This window comes from Colwellia sp. NW0002-52-1 (assembly GCF_057550865.1).
Window position 1 is genome coordinate 189,376 of sequence record NZ_BAAJLU010000007.1, and the last position, 18,758, is coordinate 208,133.

The following is an 18,758-nucleotide window of genomic DNA, read 5'->3' on the forward strand; positions in this document are numbered from 1 at the left end:
GTGCTCCTAATCCTGATAGCCAAGTTGTTCTGCACGCTCAAAAGCTTTTTCAGATTGCTCATTGTTACCGGCAAAGCCCAATGATATGCCTAATAAGTACTGTGCTTCACCATTAGTTTCGTCTAACGCAACTACCTCACCAATAACCTCAAGTGCTTGTGCAAATTCTGATTGCTCTAACAAGTGCTTTGCTAGTGCTATTTTATTGGTTGTTGTCGCGTCATTAATATCAACCTTAGGTGTTGATTTCGACGGTTTTAGAAAAACAAATAAGCTTTGTGAATGTGTTGGCAATTCACTTACCTGCTGATAAAAGCGCGCATAGTCGCCAACCTTAATAACTTGCTTAGGCAAAACAAAGGTTGAGCTTATATACATGCCGTCACTTTTTTCTTGCACTTGGTGGGTTATTTCAAAAAAGTCGTTTTCTACATTTTTCGCCGGTTGGCTATAACCTAATGTTGAGCCTGACCACGGGTGCGGGTAAAAGGAGTTAATAACAACCGTTATAGGTTGCAAGATAACAAAATCGAATTTTCGCGTCGCTACGGGCGCAAGATTACTCAGCGTAGTAAAAACATTTAAAAGTGCGCTGTAATCATAACTGTATCTAAAGTTATCAATTTCTGCGGTTAGCTCTGCTATGTCATTGAAGTTGGCTGATAAGGTAAAAGGCGTTGTAATATCAATGGGATCTGAGTTTTCAAAATCGCTAATGCGTCGGCTAAACAATAATGGCGACAGTATTTGCTCTGCGGCTGATAAAGCGTTTGGCGAAAACTGCATAAAACTTCTTAGGTTGGTTTCAACATGGCCTGCTAAATCTAACGATACACGCGCGTTAATTTTCGCTTTATTAACTGAAAAGTCGATATTCACGGTGGCTATATTGTCAGCACTTGTTGTGGCCGGTAGTGTTAATATTCTGCCCTCTTGTTCATTTACCACTAAAGCTTTTTTATCTTCTAAATTAAGGTTAATACCTGGGAATGTCCCCGTTTGCCCACTGGTATCAAGCCAATATTTTGCAGTTTTTGTTTCAATGTAGGTGATCATATGGTCAAAATTTAACATCGGTAAATCGTCGTTAAATTTTGCGCCTGGGTAGGAGTTAATTAATGCAGGATATGCCGCTATATCGGCTTGTTTTAATAAGGCAATAATAAGTACGGTTTGATCTTTACAATCACCGTAGGCTTGGCTTAGCACTTCACTGGCTAAATGAGGCTTATAACCACCTCGATTTACATGAGCACCTATATAACGCACGTTTTTCTGCATATAGTCAAAAACGGCTTTAATTTTTTCACGCTCATTCATACCATCTTTAAATAGAGACTGAGCTAACTCAACAATGGCTTGATCAGCGTTTTGTGTTGGTAAATATAAGGTATTAAACCACTGATTAACGGTACGCCATTCTTTGATGGTGGAAAGGTGAATAGACGGTAAAATATCATCTAAACTCGGCATTTCCATTTCCAACTCAATACCGGTTTGGTTGCTGGTTTGCCAGCTATAAGTTTTAGTTTTTGCTGTTTCTGTCAACTTGGGTGTTATTTCAATATTGTGGTTAACAATAGAAATTTCAGTAGTTTTGGGTAATGTTAAAGTGTTTTTAGTTTCTAATACTGGATCGATTCTTAGCCAATTAATGCTAGGGAGAAATTTTACAAAGTGAAAGCTAATACTTGAAAACCATTCGTTTTCAATAAAAGGTTTTATTTGCTGTGTAGTGGCTTGATACTCAATAATACTGCCAGCGCGCAGTTGAGGAAGCGCAAACTCATATTGTTTACCTTCGTCAAAGTAGTCACCATTATTACTGGTTACTAAGGTAATAGCGTCTGCTTGCATTTCTATTACTTTACCTTCTGGGGTAATAACCCGAGCAAAGTCGATTTGTTTTTCTTGGTAATGCGAATTAAATTGACTAATCATTTTTGAATAGTCTTTTACCGCACTTTCATCCGCAATATAAATGGCATTATAAAAGTGGCTTTTTTCGAAACCTTTATCATCAACAATAACATCGCCTCGGCGACTTAGTATCACCGCGCTACTGCTAAATTGTTTAGTCGCTAACGTTCTTTTTTCAAGTAGCTCTTCTACAGACGGACCAATACTGGCCGTTTGTGAAAAAGCGGGTAAAGCCAAAAATATGAAGCTAATAATGGTTGTAATAATACCGCGAAACAGCATGCTGATTTCCTTATTCTAAATACCGGTTAAGTGCTTAACAGGTTGAATTTTATACTGCTAGCTTACCTAGTTTTTGAAAATAACTAAAGTATTGTTTTTCTGGAATAATGTTTGAAGTTTTTAGAAAGGTATACCTACTAGTGAACGCTTAGAGTTAGCTTCGGCTAGTAGGTATGATTTATGCTATTTAATTAGTGTTTTGCTTTTCTTTTCATGCTGATAAGCATTAATAAAGCTAATACTAATATAGCTACTGTGCTTGGCTCTGGCACGGCAACTTGATTACCTAATTGAGCACTAGTTCCTCGTGATGATATTCCTCGTGATGATAAATCATCATGTGAAAAACCTAAGTCTAGTACATCGACATTTGCTAATGAAAATTCCGCTAAACCACTGCCAACAACCGTAAAGTCAATTGACGCAAGTAAGAAGCTACTTAAGCCAAATTGTACGGTGTCAATATCAAATGCATAAGTTGTTTCGCTGATGGTAAATGGTTGGCCCATGGTGTAGCTATCAACTCTATCGCTAGGAAAAAAAGCATCTATATCAAGTTTGTCACCAAAGGTAACTTGTTCAAAATCTAGCAAACCTTCTGCGAAAATAAAATCAAAGGTAAATTCCGTCACAAAAGTTTGAAACCCGAAGTCATCTTCTAGTTCAGAGATATAAATATTCGCGGTTAATGTGTCGTTTATACCATAGCTTTTGTCTTCTACATCGATGGTAATAAGTGAAGCGTTGGCGGTTATAGCAGCACACCAAAAGCTTAGTAGTATCAGTAATTTTTTCATGTTTATTCCTATTTTAAATTTATTATTGTTATTTCAACTGTTACTACATCGCACAGCGATTGCGAGTACAGTTTTGCATAAGCGTACGTGCATCAAGCGTATTTACTTGGCCGTCGTTATTAAAGTCGTAACTTAAATCAAAGTTTTCGCCCGCTCTTAGCATGCTGATAAACGCTCTAACATCAGCGATATCAATATCGGCATCGTTGTCAAAGTCGCCAATTAACACTTCAGGTGTGTTAAAGGTTAGTGAGACAATAACTGGGTCATGATCTGAGGCACGATAAGCGTCACTGCCGTAATACGACACTAACTGAGTTGCTGATTTATTTTCAATATTGTAATCAAAAACGACAGGTTCATCGGCGTTAATATGCCACTCGTCAACTGAATCAACAAAAGCCGCTAAGCTGCTTGAGGCTAGGGCATGATCTAAGTAACCACTTTCACCACCAAAAGTATAAGAATAAGCACTTAGGCCTACCTTTTCAGCAATAAGGTTATGATAGCCACTAGCGGTAATAGCGCGAATTGGGTCTTCCATGCCATACGCATTAAGGTCTCCAATTATGAGCATATTATCGGTATCTGATTGCGTTGGCTTTGAAGCTAACCAAGATACAAGTTTATTGGCCGCTTGAGTACGTAGCTCATTCCAACATGCTTGTCCGTCATTTTGATCAGCATTTGCGCCTGAAGCACTGCCACAACTACCTTTTGATTTAAAATGATTTACAGCAACAGTAAATGCTTCACCGCTAGTGTTAGAGGTAAACGATTGTACTAAAGGCTGACGATTACCAAAATCAAATGGTGCTTCGTTTGTTGTTACTGCATTACCAGCAAGAGTTACCGTACCAGGCTTGTAAAGTAAACCAACGGTAATCGCATCAGTACCTAGCTCTGTGGCATCAATACTTATATATTGATAAGTATTTGCACCGACAACGCTATTGAGGTTATCGGTTAAGTCGGCAATAGCAGATAACTCATCAAAGCCATCGTTTTCTATTTCCATTAAGCCAACAACATCAGCATCAATTTCAGCTAGAGCCGCAACTATTTTGTCACTTTGGCGTGTAAACTCTTCAAGGTTGTCAGCGCCACGTGCGGTTGGAAATCCGCCACCTTGGCCGTCACCATTAAAGTAATTCAGCACGTTAAAGCTTGCGACTTTAACTTCACTTGTAGAACCAATAGTTGGAGATGCTAAACGCTGGTTATTGCCAAGGAAAGTTGGCTCTTGCGTTGGTAGAACACGATATTCATTGAAACTGTAATCTAAAATACCGGTAATATTATCAACCGCATCGCCTAAGCGAACGCCATTATTGTAGCTTAGTCCCGAGCTTGGAAATGGTATAAACTCTGGGTTTTGGCTATTGTTTTGATCATCTAGCACAATAACATTTCGCGTATTTCTCTCAGCTAATGCTAGCGCTTGACTTGAGTTAGGTTGATAAATATTAGTTGGGATCAGTAAGCGACCCTTTGATAAGCTCAGTTGACCATATCTTGCTAAACTAAAGGTATCGGTTACATGTAACTTTTGCTCAAAAGTAACTTTCATCCCTTCTAATGATTCCCAAGTATTTAAACTATCAACCGGCATAATTACATTCGTTGCTGCGATAGTATCGCCTACTCCACACTCAACAACATTTTCGCTAAGCGTTAACTGTGTACGATTATAAAACTCTTTAACGTCACCTTTAACACGTACTTGCGAACCTAAAGTTGGCGCTTCGCCTTGACCATTTAAATAAACAAAAAGTGCTTCTGAAGTTTCAGGGTCTGCATCGTTATCTTGCGCTTCTTCTTGAACAAAAAAGCCAGATAAACTATCAACAACTGAAGTTACAACACCTTCCACAACTTTGTTTTGCTCTACCATAGGAGAAGCATCGCCTTTACCTTGAATTGCACTGATAAGCTCAGCACTGTCGCCACACATACCGATTAGCGACGGTTCTTCAGGTTCTGGATCAGGACCTGGATCAACCACTGTGCCATCAAAGCTGTGTGAGCCTAAAAAGCTAAAAGTGTTTGACGGATAGCTGTCCCATTCATTGGCAACAACGAATGCATCGCTAACATTTTTATCACCGCTGGCAATCGACGATTTTCTAACCAAGGTAGTATTAGACGCCCAACTTGTTCTTTCGCCTTTAACGCCAAAAGAGTCAACGAGTTCACCATCTTTTACTAGTTCGAAATAGTCATCGCCATTAAAGTTAACGGCGCTAACCGCTATATCTATTAAAGGTTTTAAGGCGCTGTCTGCTGTTACTTGTGTTGAACCAAGCACGACAACGTCATTCGCTAATACTACACCCGATAGATCTGTTGTCACTGTTGGTTCAGTATTGCCGTTAGCATAAAGTTTTAATTGGTAGCCGGTTAATGAAACACTGGTATCGGTTGGGTTAAAAATTTCAACCGCTTTGTTGTAGCTACTGCCTTCAACATACTCAGAAATAAACAAAGCTGAGCTGCTTGATGGTGGTGTAGGGTCTACCGGATCAACAGGGTCTGGATCAACCGGGTCAACTGGGTCTACTGGGTCTACAGGCGTAGGGTCAATCGGATCTACCGGTGTTGTTCCATCACAGGCATTAGTAAATACTTGTGTTACCCATTCAGGGTGATCAATAAACGGGTTACGGTTCCCTTGGAATTCATAAATACGGTTATTACGTTCTTGCTCGTAGCTATCAACCGGATCGTCAACATGCCAAGCAAGTAAAGCACATAACTTACCTAAACGAGGCTGGCCTGTGCTGGTTAGCATATCAACTAAGGTTAAATCTGGTGTTTGTGGATCAGCACCTTCATAGCGTACATCCATATAAAAGGTCATACGGGCAACATCACCTTTTACCACATCACGTGGCTCAAATGAGTTACCATCAACGCGATTTTGTGGTGCTTCTGATAAGGCATTGTCGCTGTAATCAAAATCTAAATTACCACGCGATGAATTAACTGAAATATCGGTAGGTCTTAAATGATGAATATCGGTATACGCTGAAGCACTTGAACTTGGGAAGCCATGACTTTTTGCCCAAACATGCTCGCGATTCCAGTTATCTGGATTAGAAGATTGTGAACCACTACCGTTTGAGAATTTAGCTAATGAAAGACCTCGATATAATAAAATAACATTATCGCTGTTCAGCGGATCTTCATCTGTTTTCGTTAGTGCAGTCCAAACTTCTGAGTAACTCAGTACGTTATGATTTATGGTAATGGCACCATTAATTGCATTGCGAAAATCTGTTGCTGATGCTTGGTTAGCTTGCAATGCGTGTACATCGGCATAGTAAATAGCGTCATCAAAATCACTTGCTGATGCCACTTTACTTAAATCAGGGCAATTAAAACATGCGTTTGTAATAGTATCTGTAACTGGTGGCTCAACAGGTGGATCAATGGGTGGGTCAATTGGCGGTTCAACGTTACCGCTGTTACCCGAAACCATTACGTTATCAAAAGAAATATACTCAGAACCGGCATTGTTTTTCATGCTAATACGAATAACTAATGAATTGCCTGCGGCAATTGCTGCTGTCACTGTTTCACTGGTAAAATCATCAATTAAGGTATTTGAAGCACTGCCCTTACCTTGCCAATTCTCTACAGTAACAAATGCACCACCGTCGATAGCATAAGCAACATCTAAAAAATCTGTTCCTTCATGGTTACCATTTTCTGCGGCATTTACCGATAAGTTAACATCAGAAAAGTTACTAATATCGATAGCTTCAGACAACCACATCGCTGCGCCATCAAGATCTCTACCTTCAAACTTGCCATTATTAACTTTAAACCAATCTGAAGTCGCGGTAAGTCCTGCTGAACTTACATCAATTGACCATTTGGTTACATTCGTTAAATCAATTTGGTTGAAAACTGCTCCTTTACCATCAATGGCTGCAGCGTCGAAGTTTTCACTCCATATTTCCTCTGCGTTAACCAAAGTTGATGCTAATACACTCCCGGTAAAAATAGTAAAAACTATCGAACTAGCGAAGCCTGACCTAACGCTGTTGAGTTTTCTCGGTAAAAAAATAGCCACCACACATCTCCTAATATTATTATTATTCAAAATCACCTGACCTTATTTTGCCTTATTAATGTTAAATTATTGTTACAACAAAATGAAGGTTTTTTAATCACTGACCACTTGGTAAGTAAAAAAATATATAACTTTTATATTACTAACAGTAAGTTAGCTCGGCATTTATTTTAATAATAGTTGAGATGCAATTAGAGTATTAGGTCTAAATAATCATAAATCATTGATATAAAGTTAAAATTCATTAATTTTTCACTTATCAAACGGCATAAAAAAAATTAGTCATGCTGTTTCATATTAATATAAGCCATTAATGACAATGCAAAAATATGTAATGCGAGGAAAGGAAATGGGAGGTTTGAAATAATAAAGCGGTTAATTACATTGTAATTAACCGCTAGCACGCTAGTTCATCTATAGAGCTTACTTAAGCAAAGTAACCAATTCGGCTAAGTCTTTCACCACATGATCAGGCTTTTTCGCTAACGGATAGAGTGCTTTGCCCGGGCGAGCAATAAAGGTGGTTTGTAGGCCTGCTTCTTTGGCGCCAGCAACATCCCAACCATGAGCGGCTACCATCATAGCTTCATTCGCTTTAATATTAAGTTTTTTAAGTACCCATTCGTAAGCGCGTAAGTCAGGCTTATAAATTTTTATATCTTCAATACTGTAACGCTCATCAAAGTAAGAGGTTAACCCTGCATTTTCAAACTGTGCTTTAACGCCTTTATTTGAAGAGTTAGTTAAGCTAACCAACTTGTAACCTTGCGCTTTAAGTTGCGCTAAGCCTGCTTTTACATCGCTATGCGGTGGTAACGTTAGCAATGGCGTTACAATAGCTGTTTTTGCTTGCTCAGGAGTTATTTCGATACCATTGTTTTGTGCCACCATTAATAATGAAGCCACGCCAATTTGGCCAAAATCGTGATAATCGTTCATCACAGTAGAAACTAGCGAATGATGCAACATGGTAGAAAACCAAAGTGGTAGTAAATCTTCACGGCCACCTAAAGCTTGGCCAATAGACGTTCGCATTGACGTGAGATCAAGTAAGGTTTCGTTAACATCAAAAATAAGTACTTTCGGTTTGCTTGGTGCTTCATTCGCCATAACAACTCCAGATAAAAGACTCGTACCCACTAAAAGTACGAATGTAATTTTTTTAAGTGATTGTAAAACTGACATTAATTTTTTTCCGTTTGCAGGGCATTGAGTACAGCTTCAGGCTCTGCACGTAAAGTATAGTCTTCGCTGATAAATGCGTAAGTAATAATACCATCTTGATTAATAACATAAGTTGCAGGCAAAGGTAGTTTGAAACTCTTATCGCCGTAGTAACTTTCAAAGTCGATACCAAAACCTGTGTATAAGCTTTGAATTCGTTCATCTAAAGTAAATAACAAACCAAATTGATTTGCCACGATATTGCTCACGTCTGAAAGTACGTCAAACTCAAGCTCATTTTTTTGTGCTGTTGATAGTGACTCGTCAGGTAACTGCGGTGATACGGCAACTAACTGCGCATTATGTGCTTTAAATTTTGGTAAATAGTCATTCAGTGCTTTTAGCTCTAAATTACAATATGGACACCAACCGCCACGATAAAAGCTGATAATTACTGGTCCCTTTACCAGTAAATCAGTTAACGCTACGGTATCGCCACAATGATTTGCTAGGCTAAAATTTGCAACCTTTTGACCTACTTGTAAGGCATTATCTCTAACATGTTGGGCAATAAGCTCTTCGTTAGTTGTGTTCATTAATGCTAAAACGTCAGCCGGTAAATTAGCTTCTTTTTGAACGTTATATGCGTCAATTTGTGCTTTTAAACTCATAATAAAAACCTCGTTAATAAAACTATACTTCATTATAGTGTTTTACTTATTTAAATAAACATTGCAAAAGTGAAAGCATCATTCGAAAATATTAAACATTGAAAACAGATGTTGGTGTTGTGATGTATAACTTAAGCGATTTAGAAACCTTTATTGCTGTGGTGGAAAATAAAGGCGTTTTAGCTGCTGCGCGCGAACAGCGATTATCGCCTGCCACCGTGAGTCATAGATTAAGTAAACTTGAACGAGAACTTTCAACTGTTTTAGTATTTAGAGATAGTCGTAGAATACGTTTATCTCCAGCTGGAGAAGTTTTTTATACGCGAGTTGGCGCTATTATAGAGGCTTTACACGATGCAGAGCACAGTATTGGTGCCCGTAGTTCATCGGTAAGTGGCTTACTCAGAGTTACTATGCCGCCTTGGGTATTTTCTAAATATGTAATGCCTAAGCTCACCCAATTTGAAGATACTTACCCTGAACTAAAGCTCGATTTTCTTATTAACGACCACTTTGTTAATGTTGTTGATGATGCGCAAGATGTGGCGATAAGAGTTGGGCAATTAAATGACTCAGGTTTATTATCTCGAAAATTAGTAAATAACAGCCGTGTACTGTGTGCTGCACCAAGTTATATCGAAAAACATGGCATGCCAGCCAATTTAGCTGAACTTGCCGAACATAACTGGGTATGTTTACCCTGGCAAAGGCAATTAAAGTTGTTTGATGAAAAAGGCGAAATACAAAACTTTAACGCAAAAACCCGTTTTACTATTTCAAATTCAGACAATATGACACAAGCCGCTATCGCCGGACATGGTATCGCGATTAAGTCGCGAATAGCGATTAATGATGAACTCGCTGATGGCACATTAGTTGAAGTAATGCCTAAGGTAATGGCCAAAAGTGATGCACCCGTATGGTTTTTGCGACCACAAAACAGCTTAACCACCCGTAAAACTGACGTGTTTTATGACTTTATGAAATCGCTGTTTATTGATTGCTGATTGCCGATTGCTATGCACTTATCTTCAGCTTAGCTTTAAACATAAAAATAACTTTACTTAGTCGCTGCTTTTTTCCAAGCTGTTTTCTTTTTTGTTTTCGATTTTCGCTTAAAAGCTACTTTTGGTAGATGAGCAAAAGATTGTTGCTCTGATTGGCGGATCATCTCGGTGATTGTCGATGTTAAGGGAGTAATTAAATGTTCGTAACGACTTTTTTTCTCACTAATATTAGTCAGCGTTGCTTCCCAATGCGCGGTCATATCTGGCATGGTAGCAGCAATAGGTAAAGCATTAATTAGTGATGTGCCCACTAAAGTTGCATGAATATTTTTAGCTTTGCGTTCTAAATAACCACGCTTAAATAGTAAGTCAATAATACCGGCTCGGGTTGCTTCAGTGCCTAAGCCATCGGTATCTCTTAACAATTTCTTTATTTCGTTATCACTAACAAATCGAGCAATTCCGGTCATGGCGCTTAATAAACTAGCATCGGTAAAGGGTTTGGGTGCTTGGGTCATGCGGCTAATTAATTCACCATGAGTACAATGTATTTTTTCACCCGCTACTAATTTTGGTAATAGTTGATTGCTGAGTTTATCGTCATTATCTTGAGCCAAATTTTCTGTGTTGGCGTCAGCCTGCTTAGTTTTAGCGCGCTGAAATAATACTTTCCAACCTTGCGCGATAGGTGTTTTAGCATTGGCTAAAAACTTTCCGCCAGCAATTAAAATCTCCACCCGACATTGGTTGAATTGATAAACCGGATAAAACTGCGCTAAATACTGTCGCACAATCAGAAAATAAATTTTCTTTTCAAAAGGGTTTAAGTTCAGGTTATTGGCTGATTTTTCTGTTGGGATAATGGCATGATGCGCGGTAACTTTAGCGCTGTTCCAAGCTTTACTTTTTAATGCGCTATTAGCACCTTGAGCAAATTTACCATAGTTTTCATCGGCACTGGCCAACATGGCAATAATACCTTTCGCTTGCGCATGATGTTCTTTCGGTAAATACCGACAATCTGAGCGAGGATAGGTTATCAATTTATGCTTTTCATAGAGCGCCTGACATACATCTAGCACTAGCTTGGCATTCAAAGCATATATTTTGGCTGCGTCAATTTGTAATGACGATAAATTATAAGGTAAAGGCGCCGCTTGTTTTTTTTGTTGCTCATCAACCTTGCTGACCTCAGCGGTTTTATTTTCAATTCGACCAACAACATTTTCCGCTAACGCACGATTAAGTACACGCCCTTCTTCATCCATATGGGGTTGGCATGCCTCGCTTGGCTGCCACTTGGCAATAAATGCCTCTTGCTTATTAGTAAGCAAATGCGCGTGTACTTCATAAAAATCTTTCGCAACAAAGTTGTCGATTTCTTGTTGGCGTCGAACCACTAAACCTAAAATAGGGGTTTGCACTCGCCCTACTGACAACACACTGTTAAAGCCTGCCTTTTGCCCTTGTAAAGTATAAGCACGAGTGAGGTTAATGCCGTACAACCAGTCTGCTCGAGAGCGCGCTAACGCTGAAATAGATAACGGCATAAACAGTTGATTGCTTTGCATGTTTTTTAGCGATCTTTGTACTGCTGACAAATTTAAATCGCTGATCAGTAAACGTTGAATATTTTGCTTTTTCTTCGCCGGGACTTTTAAAAATTCGATCACTTCATCCACTAGCAACTGCCCTTCTCTGTCAGGGTCGCCTGCATGGACAATTTCATCCGCTTGTTTAACGAGTTTACGCAACACGGTAAGTTGGGCACGCGTTTGTGCTTTGGGTTTTAACTGCCATTGCTCTGGAATAATCGGTAGATGGGCCATTTGCCACTTTTTAAACGCTGGGTCATAGTTTTCAGGATCAGCTTGCTCAAGAATATGTCCAATACACCAGCTCACCACATCACCGTTAGCAAGTGTGATATAACCTTGATTATTTTTTTGAGGTTTAGGCAAAGCTGCTGCTATGGCTCGCCCTAAGCTTGGTTTTTCTGCGATGTATAATTTCACAATGTAAACTTTTCTAGCGTAACGTCGAATGAATTTTATAACAGCCTAACACTTAAACCTGTTTATTTATACAGTTACCGAGTATTACTCTTGAGATTCTAGCTAAATATTTTACTGCGAGGTAAATTGTGCTACTTTCCTGATGAACAATTACAATATTAAGCGAATACTAATGCCTACCATTGATACCAATCAATGTCCTTTGTGCCAACAAAATAATTTCTGTGAAATTAATGCTGAAACGCCCTGCTGGTGCACAACAAGTGAAGTAAAACCTGAATTACTGCAAAAAGTACCACAGGCGCTATCTCTAAAGTCGTGTATTTGTAAAAAGTGTATTGATAAGTTTAACTTCAATAACATTGTCGATAAGACGTAAACGTTAGTAATAACGTGTTAATATTTCTCATGCAATTTTCTTAATCCATTCAATAACAAGGAATTTTTGTGTCATATAATAAAAAACAACAAGACACTATATTCAACGCTATAACCACACCATTAGGCGATGAACTTACCTGGCGTTGGGAAGAAAAACAATCTGTGTTACTTACAGAGTTTTCATGGGAAAAAAAAGAGCGGATGTTAACGGTTTTGCGCCGAATATTTAGTGAGGAGTGGCATAAAAAAAATATTAAAAAATCGCCAGCGTCATTAAAGGCTGAGTTAGGAGAGTTAACTCAACTGAGTAAAGATCAATTCATCTTTACTAAGCCTGCTACTGAAGACTTTCCTGCTATTGCTGTTATTTGGTGGCCTTGGGGCCATGGCGGTACGTATTCTATGCGTATTAAAATTTTAAACAGTAATTATGACGAGGTTTCTTTAGAGATGGGCCGAGCAAACCTACTTTCAAGAATCATCCACAAGCTTAAATCGAAATAGCTTAACGTTCACTTGTTAGCAACCATAACTTAGCTACAATTATAGTAGTTAAGTTCATAGTAACGGGATGACTATATGCTCACTTTAACCTTGTATTATGCCACAAACAGAAACCACATAGGTGAACGTTGGTCACCTGACAGCTACGGACAAGACTTTAGTTCTGATCGCGCTAACAATTTACGCTTTGGCCAAGTTTGCGTAGAAGTAAGCGCTAATAAAGTTAAGGAATACCTTAACAGTACCGTTGATAAACGCTCAGGCGATGGTGAAAGTTTAGCTGGCTATATCGAGAAAAAACTTCGTAAAAAACATTTAATCACGGCTTTTGAAGAACCTACAAATCTAGCCGATGCCACAACAACTCAACTGCCTTCAGTTAAGGTTTTTCAAGCACTGAAAAAACAAATGGAAACGAAACAAGATCTCGTTATCTTCATTCATGGCTTTAATGTTGATTGGTTTGAAGCGGTTGCTTCCGCTTTGGCTCTAGAGTTAATGCTAAACCGACATTCGCTCAATAATGAAGAACAAAAAGACACTTGTGTGTTCTTATTTTCTTGGCCTTCGGACGGTGCAATGATGAAAAACAAAGCCTACTTGTCTGACCGTAACGATGCCAGAGATTCCAGTATTGCAGTCGCGCGAGGGTTTCTTAAATTACGCGATTTTCTGATGACACTTAGACCTACGCATAAAGATCCTTCCATAAAAGAATGTGGACAACAATTACATTTGCTTTGTCATTCTATGGGGAATTATGTTTTACAACATGCACTAGTTTCATTAGATAAACTCAATAATCAAAAACGTTTCCCTCAATTATTTCAGCATATATTTATGTGTGCACCTGATGTAGACGATAACATTTTTGAAGAAGATCGCCCTATGGTTAACTTACACCGACTAGCAAAGCAAGTAACGGTTTATTATAACAATGGTGATTTAGCGATGTATATTTCTGATTATACTAAAGGTAATACTGATAGGCTTGGTCACAACGGCACGGCTAGACCCTCGCAATTACACAACAAAGTCAGCCAAGTAAACTGTTCTAAAATTGTTGGTGGTATTACTGAGCATAGCTATTACTTATGGGCCACCGTTAATGAAGATATCAGACAAAGTATTGATGGCGTACCTTACGAAGACAGCACTCGAAATAGACAAAGTAAATCAGCGCAAGTTTGGCGATTAACTTAGGCTAGCTTAACTCCATAACTTATAGCGACTGTGTTAGCTTTGTTGAGTAACGTGTTTCTGCGTTTAATGCAGTCGTTTTTATATCTAACTATAAATTACAATAAAAAGCCGAATTGTTATTCAATTCGGCTTTTTGATATCAAACGTAACAAACCAGCTTATCGACGACGTTGTTTGTTCTGTTTAGCATTTGCTTTGGCTTTACTCTTGTCACCAAAAGCTTTTTGTCGACCATGCTTTTTTTGCTGCCCTAGTGTGTTTTTACGAGCTGGTAAGTCTTTCTTGGTTAGATCGGGCTCATAACCTGGTAACCACTGTTGCATTAAACGCGAATCTAATACTTTCTCTACCGCTTCTAGCAACCATTCTTCTGATGGACTCATTAAAGAAATAGCTAAGCCGTCATTACCTGCACGTCCTGTGCGCCCAATTCGATGAATGTAGTCTTCGGCGATATAAGGCAACTCGTAGTTAATCACGTAACGTAAATCGTGAATATCGATGCCACGAGCAGCGACATCAGTTGCTACTAATGCTCTCGTTTTACCCGCTTTAAATTCAGCTAATGCTTTGTCTCTTGCGCCTTGAGACTTATCACCGTGTATAGATTGAGTTTTAATACCGTCTTTCGACATTTCTTTTGCTAGATCATCTGCGCCTTGCTTAGTACGAGTAAAAATAAGCACTTGCTGCCAATTTTTCGAACCAATTAAAAACGATGTCAGTTCACGTTTGCGATCACTATCAACGGTATAAACAATTTGCTCTACTTGGCTTGCTGCAGTATTACGTTCGCTAACTTCAATGAGCTCTGGATCATTGAGCAATGTTTTACTGAGTTTAAAAATTGCATCATCAAAGGTGGCCGAAAAAAGCAATGTTTGGCGCTTTGGTGGTAAGCGATTTAAAATTCGATCAATTTCATCTTTAAAGCCCATGTCTAACATGCGATCAGCTTCATCAAATACGATGGTTTCAAGGTGAATTAATAACACACTGCCATTAATAATATGGTCTAACAATCGACCCGGTGTGGCGATTAAAACGTCTGCACCTTTTTCTATTGCTTCAATTTGCGGTTTAATACTAACTCCGCCATAAGCTACAGCAATATTAAGATCAGTATTTTCAGCATAACTGACAAAGCTTTTATACACTTGCTGAGCAAGTTCACGTGTTGGCGTTAACACTAATGCTCTTATCGGCCTTTGAGCTGGAATATTTTCGCCCAAACGTTGAAGAATAGGTAATGCAAAAGCAGCCGTTTTACCTGTACCCGTTTGCGCACCTGCCATAATATCTTTATTGGCTAAAATAGCGGGAATAGCTTGTTGCTGTATTGGAGTTGGCTGCTCATAACCTAAGGCTTTTACAGCGTCAGTTAATGATTTATCTAATGCTAGTGATGAAAAACTCATGCCTATCTATCGCTTCTTAATCGCTTGTTGCTTTTGTTTAAGTTCATGTTCTAGTTCATCGGGATAAAAAACTAAACCTTGCTCGTCTTGGCTTGGAAATACCACTATTGCTAACTCATCATCAGCTAAGCCATGCGTCCAACGACTAAACCATTTATTTAAAGAAATAGCTTCAGGTTGACAGGCTTGCCATTCATCAGTTGCCCAAGCTTTTGCAAACTCTTGGTTCGGCCATACAGGCACGCAGTCTTCATCTTCGGTGTTTAGCATTACACAGCCATGCTCATCGGTTAATATCCAAAGAGTATTTTGACTGACAGTTTCATTGATGAAATAAGCTGCACGCTGTGCATCATCCATTTGCAATATTTGTTTAATTTTTTCTGCTTCTAACACGAGTAATCCTGCCCAACTTTATGAATAGCGCTATTCTACAAAAATTTGCATCTCTTCGCCGATTTGTTTACGCATTTCCATTAATTTTTTCGCACTTTCATGCTGCTTTTTATCTTCATCTGTTTTTGGTATCCATTTAGGAATCTGTTCAGACTGACCGTTTTGATCTACAGCAACCATGATCACAATACAGTGGGTTGTTAAGCGACGATTTAATGATTTAGGATCGCAAGCATTAACTTCTAATGCGATATGCATAGAAGAGTTTCCGGTGTAAATTACCTTAGCTTCTACTTCAACTAAACTACCAACATGAATAGGTGCTATGAATCGAATACCACCAGCGTACGCGGTAACACAATATCGACCACTCCATCCTGCGGCACAGGCGTATGCAGCTAAATCTATCCATTTCATTACCGCACCACCATGAACTTTACCACCAAAGTTAACATCTTGCGGTTCAGCTAAAAATCTTAAGGTAATATCGCGTTGTGGTTGGTTCATGACTATTCCTAATAAAGTAAATTGAGTTTGGTTGATTACGCTAGCAGTACTTACATTACACGACATTTAGCGTTACATTACCACTAGTTAAATCATTTATAATTTAAAGGTAAACCATGAAAATATGGGTTGATGCTGATGCCTGTCCTGTTGTTATTAAAGAGATACTATTTAGGGCTGCAGAACGAACACAAACAACCACGACTTTATTAGCAAATCATTACTTAAAAGTCCCACCATCAAAGGTTATTAGCTTTGTTCAGGTTACCGCGGGTTTTGATATTGCTGACGATGAAATTGTAAAACGCGCTCAAGCCAATGATTTAGTGATAACCGCTGATATTCCATTAGCAGCAGAAGTGGTTGAGAAAGGCTGTTTAGCTTTAAATCCTAGAGGTGAACTATACACTGAAAGTAATATTCGCCAACGCCTTAACATGCGTGATTTTATGGATACATTACGTTCTAGTGGTATTGAAACAGGTGGTGCACCGCCGATCAGTCAAAGTGATCGACAAGCTTTTGCTAACAACTTAGATAAATTATTAGCTCAGAAATAATTATTGATTAGCGCTATGGCTAAATTTTATTTAGCCATAGTTATACCAATTGATATAAACAATCGATCATTCTAAAGCGGTTTAAAATTGAACGATTCATTAAGTCAATTGGTATTAAAGAGTTCTACTTGCTTGGGTTAGGATTTATTCTTCTTCTACCGCCACTTTTTTGCTCGCTATTACCGTAAGGGTTACTTGCAGAGCTATTTCCTATATGACGTCTATTTTTTCCAGTAGGTTTATTGCCTCGAGCATTTCCACCTGAGCGTTGTCCATCTTTATGATCCAAGCTTTCAGATTTAAATTTTCTTGGCTTTTTAGGCTTTAATGCTCTTAATTTACGTGACTCTGGTAGTGCATGTACGGGTTCAAAACCAGCAACAATCTCTCTTGGAATATGCGCTTGTATCACGTGTTCAACGTCATTAAGTAAATCTATTTCATCCGCACACACTAAGGATACAGCATGACCACTTGAGCCTGCTCGGCCCGTTCTACCAATTCTATGAACATAATCTTCAGGAACATTAGGTAATTCATAGTTAACTACTTGCGGTAGTTGGTCAATATCAATACCACGTGCGGCGATATCAGTAGCAACTAGCACACTGATCTTACCTTCTTTAAATTGTGCTAATGCTTTGGTTCTTGCACCTTGGCTTTTATTACCATGAATAGCAGCAGCTGGAATACCTGCAGCGTCTAATTGTTTAGTGAGTTTGTTTGCGCCATGCTTAGTTTTCATAAACACGATAACTTGTTGCCAGTCATTTTCTAAAATTAAATGTGTTAACAACGCTGATTTTCTGTTTTTATCAACTGAGTAGATCGATTGCTCAACTCGTTCGGCCGTGGTAGTTTCTGGGCTAATTGAAATCTCTACAGGGTCATTAACCATACGTTTAGCAAGTTCACGAATATCTGGTGAGAATGTCGCAGAGAAAAGCAAGGTTTGACGAACTTTAGGTAACAATGACAAGATTTTCTTAATATCTCGAAGAAAACCCATATCTAACATTCTGTCAGCTTCATCGAGTACTAGTATTTCAAGTTGATTAAAGCGTATAGCATTTTGATTATATAAATCTAGCAATCTACCTGGCGTGGCAACTAATATATCGACACCTTCACGTAGCTTTTGCATCTGAGGGTTGATCTTAACGCCACCAAAAACTACAGCTGATTTTAATGGTAAGTGTTTACCATACATTTCTACATTCTCAGCTATCTGTGCTGCAAGCTCACGCGTTGGGGTAATAATTAATGTTCGAGCCTGGTTTGCACGAACTTTATCTCCACGAGATAGCAATTCAAGAATCGGTAAAGTAAAGCCAGCCGTTTTACCTGTACCCGTTTGGGCTGCCGCCATAACATCTTTACCAGAAAGCACTGCTGGTATTGCCTGAGCTTGAATAGGTGACGGTGTATCATAGCCTTTCTCAGCAATAGCTTTTTGTATTGGTGCAGATAAACCTAAATCGGTAAAACTCATAGAATGTACTCTTCTCGCTGATGGTTTGAGCCAATGTCAAACAGCGGTGGAGAATACATTATAGGAGACTTTAGTGCAATGAAAGTGCTTGTAGGCAGTAGATTTAATATCAATTATTTTCGATTAATAGATATAAACGAAAAAACCCGTAACTTTCGTTACGGGTTTTAAGAATGATGGTGGAGGGAGGTGGATTCGAACCACCGAAGGCTGAGCCGTCAGATTTACAGTCTGATCCCTTTGGCCACTCGGGAACCCCTCCACAGGGTCGAAAACCCAGCATAAGCTGGGTATTCTGAAAAGAAGCCTAGCAATGTCCTACTCTCACATGGGAACTCCCACACTACCATCGGCGCTAACACG

The 18,758-nt window shown here is 38.9% G+C and carries 15 protein-coding genes and 1 tRNA gene; 5 read left to right on the forward strand and 11 right to left on the reverse strand.

Annotation, left to right across the window (positions count from 1 at the left end; genetic code table 11):
- Window positions 1-6: 6 nt before the first annotated feature.
- The 5 genes from AC27H3_RS09495 to AC27H3_RS09515 form a co-directional block, all read right to left on the reverse strand.
- Entirely contained in the window at window positions 7-2,202 is a 2,196-nt protein-coding gene (locus AC27H3_RS09495) for a DUF3857 domain-containing protein (RefSeq protein WP_487105673.1), read from the reverse strand.
- Between the two features lie 191 nt (window positions 2,203-2,393).
- On the reverse strand, window positions 2,394-2,999 hold the full coding sequence (locus tag AC27H3_RS09500) for a PEP-CTERM sorting domain-containing protein (RefSeq protein ID WP_487105675.1): 606 nt from the start codon (window positions 2,997-2,999) through the stop codon (window positions 2,394-2,396).
- A gap of 43 nt (window positions 3,000-3,042) precedes the next feature.
- A complete protein-coding gene (locus AC27H3_RS09505; RefSeq protein WP_487105677.1) occupies window positions 3,043-7,077 on the reverse strand; it encodes an ExeM/NucH family extracellular endonuclease in 4,035 nt (1,344 codons plus the stop codon).
- A gap of 423 nt (window positions 7,078-7,500) precedes the next feature.
- Window positions 7,501-8,262, reverse strand: a complete 762-nt coding sequence (locus tag AC27H3_RS09510; protein ID WP_487105679.1) for a haloacid dehalogenase type II — start codon at window positions 8,260-8,262, stop codon at window positions 7,501-7,503.
- Window positions 8,262-8,912 carry a peroxiredoxin-like family protein gene (locus AC27H3_RS09515; protein WP_487105681.1) on the reverse strand — a complete coding sequence of 217 codons (651 nt, stop codon included), beginning with the start codon at window positions 8,910-8,912 and terminating at the stop codon, window positions 8,262-8,264. Before AC27H3_RS09515 ends, AC27H3_RS09510 begins: the two co-directional genes overlap by 1 nt.
- 122 nt (window positions 8,913-9,034) lie before the next feature.
- Between AC27H3_RS09515 and AC27H3_RS09520 the strand changes: the two genes are divergently transcribed.
- Window positions 9,035-9,919 (forward strand): LysR family transcriptional regulator, encoded by an 885-nt coding sequence (locus AC27H3_RS09520; protein WP_487105683.1) that lies wholly within the window; start codon window positions 9,035-9,037, stop codon window positions 9,917-9,919.
- 53 nt (window positions 9,920-9,972) lie between these two features.
- Here the strand turns inward: AC27H3_RS09520 and AC27H3_RS09525 are convergent, their stop codons facing one another.
- Entirely contained in the window at window positions 9,973-11,934 is a 1,962-nt protein-coding gene (locus AC27H3_RS09525) for a DNA topoisomerase III (RefSeq protein WP_487105685.1), read from the reverse strand.
- 172 nt (window positions 11,935-12,106) lie between these two features.
- On the opposite strand from AC27H3_RS09525, the gene AC27H3_RS09530 reads away from it, so the two are divergent.
- The 3 genes from AC27H3_RS09530 (at window position 12,107) to AC27H3_RS09540 (ending at window position 14,022) form a co-directional block, all read left to right on the forward strand.
- On the forward strand, window positions 12,107-12,313 hold the full coding sequence (locus AC27H3_RS09530) for a cysteine-rich CWC family protein (RefSeq protein ID WP_158088469.1): 207 nt from the start codon (window positions 12,107-12,109) through the stop codon (window positions 12,311-12,313).
- Window positions 12,314-12,381: 68 nt separating this feature from the next.
- Entirely contained in the window at window positions 12,382-12,819 is a 438-nt protein-coding gene (locus AC27H3_RS09535) for a hypothetical protein (protein WP_487105687.1), read from the forward strand.
- Window positions 12,820-12,894: 75 nt separating this feature from the next.
- The gene (locus tag AC27H3_RS09540) at window positions 12,895-14,022 is read left to right on the forward strand and encodes an alpha/beta hydrolase (protein ID WP_487105689.1); all 1,128 of its coding nucleotides are present in this window, start codon (window positions 12,895-12,897) and stop codon (window positions 14,020-14,022) included.
- A gap of 158 nt (window positions 14,023-14,180) precedes the next feature.
- Here AC27H3_RS09540 and AC27H3_RS09545 read toward each other — a convergent pair whose 3' ends face one another.
- The 3 genes from AC27H3_RS09545 to AC27H3_RS09555 all read right to left on the reverse strand — a co-directional run bounded on the left by AC27H3_RS09545 (window position 14,181) and on the right by AC27H3_RS09555 (window position 16,343).
- Window positions 14,181-15,440 (reverse strand): DEAD/DEAH box helicase, encoded by a 1,260-nt coding sequence (locus AC27H3_RS09545; RefSeq protein WP_487105691.1) that lies wholly within the window; start codon window positions 15,438-15,440, stop codon window positions 14,181-14,183.
- Window positions 15,441-15,446: 6 nt separating this feature from the next.
- Complete coding sequence (locus AC27H3_RS09550) at window positions 15,447-15,800, reverse strand: DUF2750 domain-containing protein (RefSeq protein WP_487105701.1); 354 nt, start codon at window positions 15,798-15,800, stop codon at window positions 15,447-15,449.
- Between the two features lie 66 nt (window positions 15,801-15,866).
- A complete protein-coding gene (locus tag AC27H3_RS09555; RefSeq protein WP_085302902.1) occupies window positions 15,867-16,343 on the reverse strand; it encodes an acyl-CoA thioesterase in 477 nt (158 codons plus the stop codon).
- Between the two features lie 116 nt (window positions 16,344-16,459).
- Between AC27H3_RS09555 and AC27H3_RS09560 the strand changes: the two genes are divergently transcribed.
- Window positions 16,460-16,903, forward strand: coding sequence for a YaiI/YqxD family protein (locus AC27H3_RS09560; RefSeq protein WP_487105693.1), 444 nt, complete (start codon window positions 16,460-16,462; stop codon window positions 16,901-16,903).
- A 124-nt stretch (window positions 16,904-17,027) separates the two neighbouring features.
- Here AC27H3_RS09560 and AC27H3_RS09565 read toward each other — a convergent pair whose 3' ends face one another.
- Both AC27H3_RS09565 and AC27H3_RS09570 read right to left on the reverse strand, forming a co-directional pair.
- Entirely contained in the window at window positions 17,028-18,395 is a 1,368-nt protein-coding gene (locus tag AC27H3_RS09565; protein ID WP_085302900.1) for a DEAD/DEAH box helicase, read from the reverse strand.
- Between the two features lie 177 nt (window positions 18,396-18,572).
- Window positions 18,573-18,657, reverse strand: a tRNA-Tyr gene (locus tag AC27H3_RS09570).
- Window positions 18,658-18,758: the final 101 nt, after the last annotated feature.

Excerpts from the sequence above, each read along its gene's own strand:
- AC27H3_RS09560 (WP_487105693.1), top strand. The coding sequence starts at position 16,460 with ATGAAAATATGGGTTGATGCTGATGCCTGTCCTGTTGTTATTAAAGAG.
- AC27H3_RS09510 (WP_487105679.1), bottom strand. The coding sequence starts at position 8,262 with ATGTCAGTTTTACAATCACTTAAAAAAATTACATTCGTACTTTTAGTG.
- AC27H3_RS09530 (WP_158088469.1), top strand. The coding sequence starts at position 12,107 with ATGCCTACCATTGATACCAATCAATGTCCTTTGTGCCAACAAAATAAT.
- AC27H3_RS09545 (WP_487105691.1), bottom strand. The coding sequence starts at position 15,440 with ATGAGTTTTTCATCACTAGCATTAGATAAATCATTAACTGACGCTGTA.
- AC27H3_RS09555 (WP_085302902.1), bottom strand. The coding sequence starts at position 16,343 with ATGAACCAACCACAACGCGATATTACCTTAAGATTTTTAGCTGAACCG.
- AC27H3_RS09515 (WP_487105681.1), bottom strand. The coding sequence starts at position 8,912 with ATGAGTTTAAAAGCACAAATTGACGCATATAACGTTCAAAAAGAAGCT.
- AC27H3_RS09550 (WP_487105701.1), bottom strand. The coding sequence starts at position 15,800 with ATGGATGATGCACAGCGTGCAGCTTATTTCATCAATGAAACTGTCAGT.
- AC27H3_RS09495 (WP_487105673.1), bottom strand. The coding sequence starts at position 2,202 with ATGCTGTTTCGCGGTATTATTACAACCATTATTAGCTTCATATTTTTG.
- AC27H3_RS09540 (WP_487105689.1), top strand. The coding sequence starts at position 12,895 with ATGCTCACTTTAACCTTGTATTATGCCACAAACAGAAACCACATAGGT.
- AC27H3_RS09565 (WP_085302900.1), bottom strand. The coding sequence starts at position 18,395 with ATGAGTTTTACCGATTTAGGTTTATCTGCACCAATACAAAAAGCTATT.
- AC27H3_RS09520 (WP_487105683.1), top strand. The coding sequence starts at position 9,035 with ATGTATAACTTAAGCGATTTAGAAACCTTTATTGCTGTGGTGGAAAAT.
- AC27H3_RS09500 (WP_487105675.1), bottom strand. The coding sequence starts at position 2,999 with ATGAAAAAATTACTGATACTACTAAGCTTTTGGTGTGCTGCTATAACC.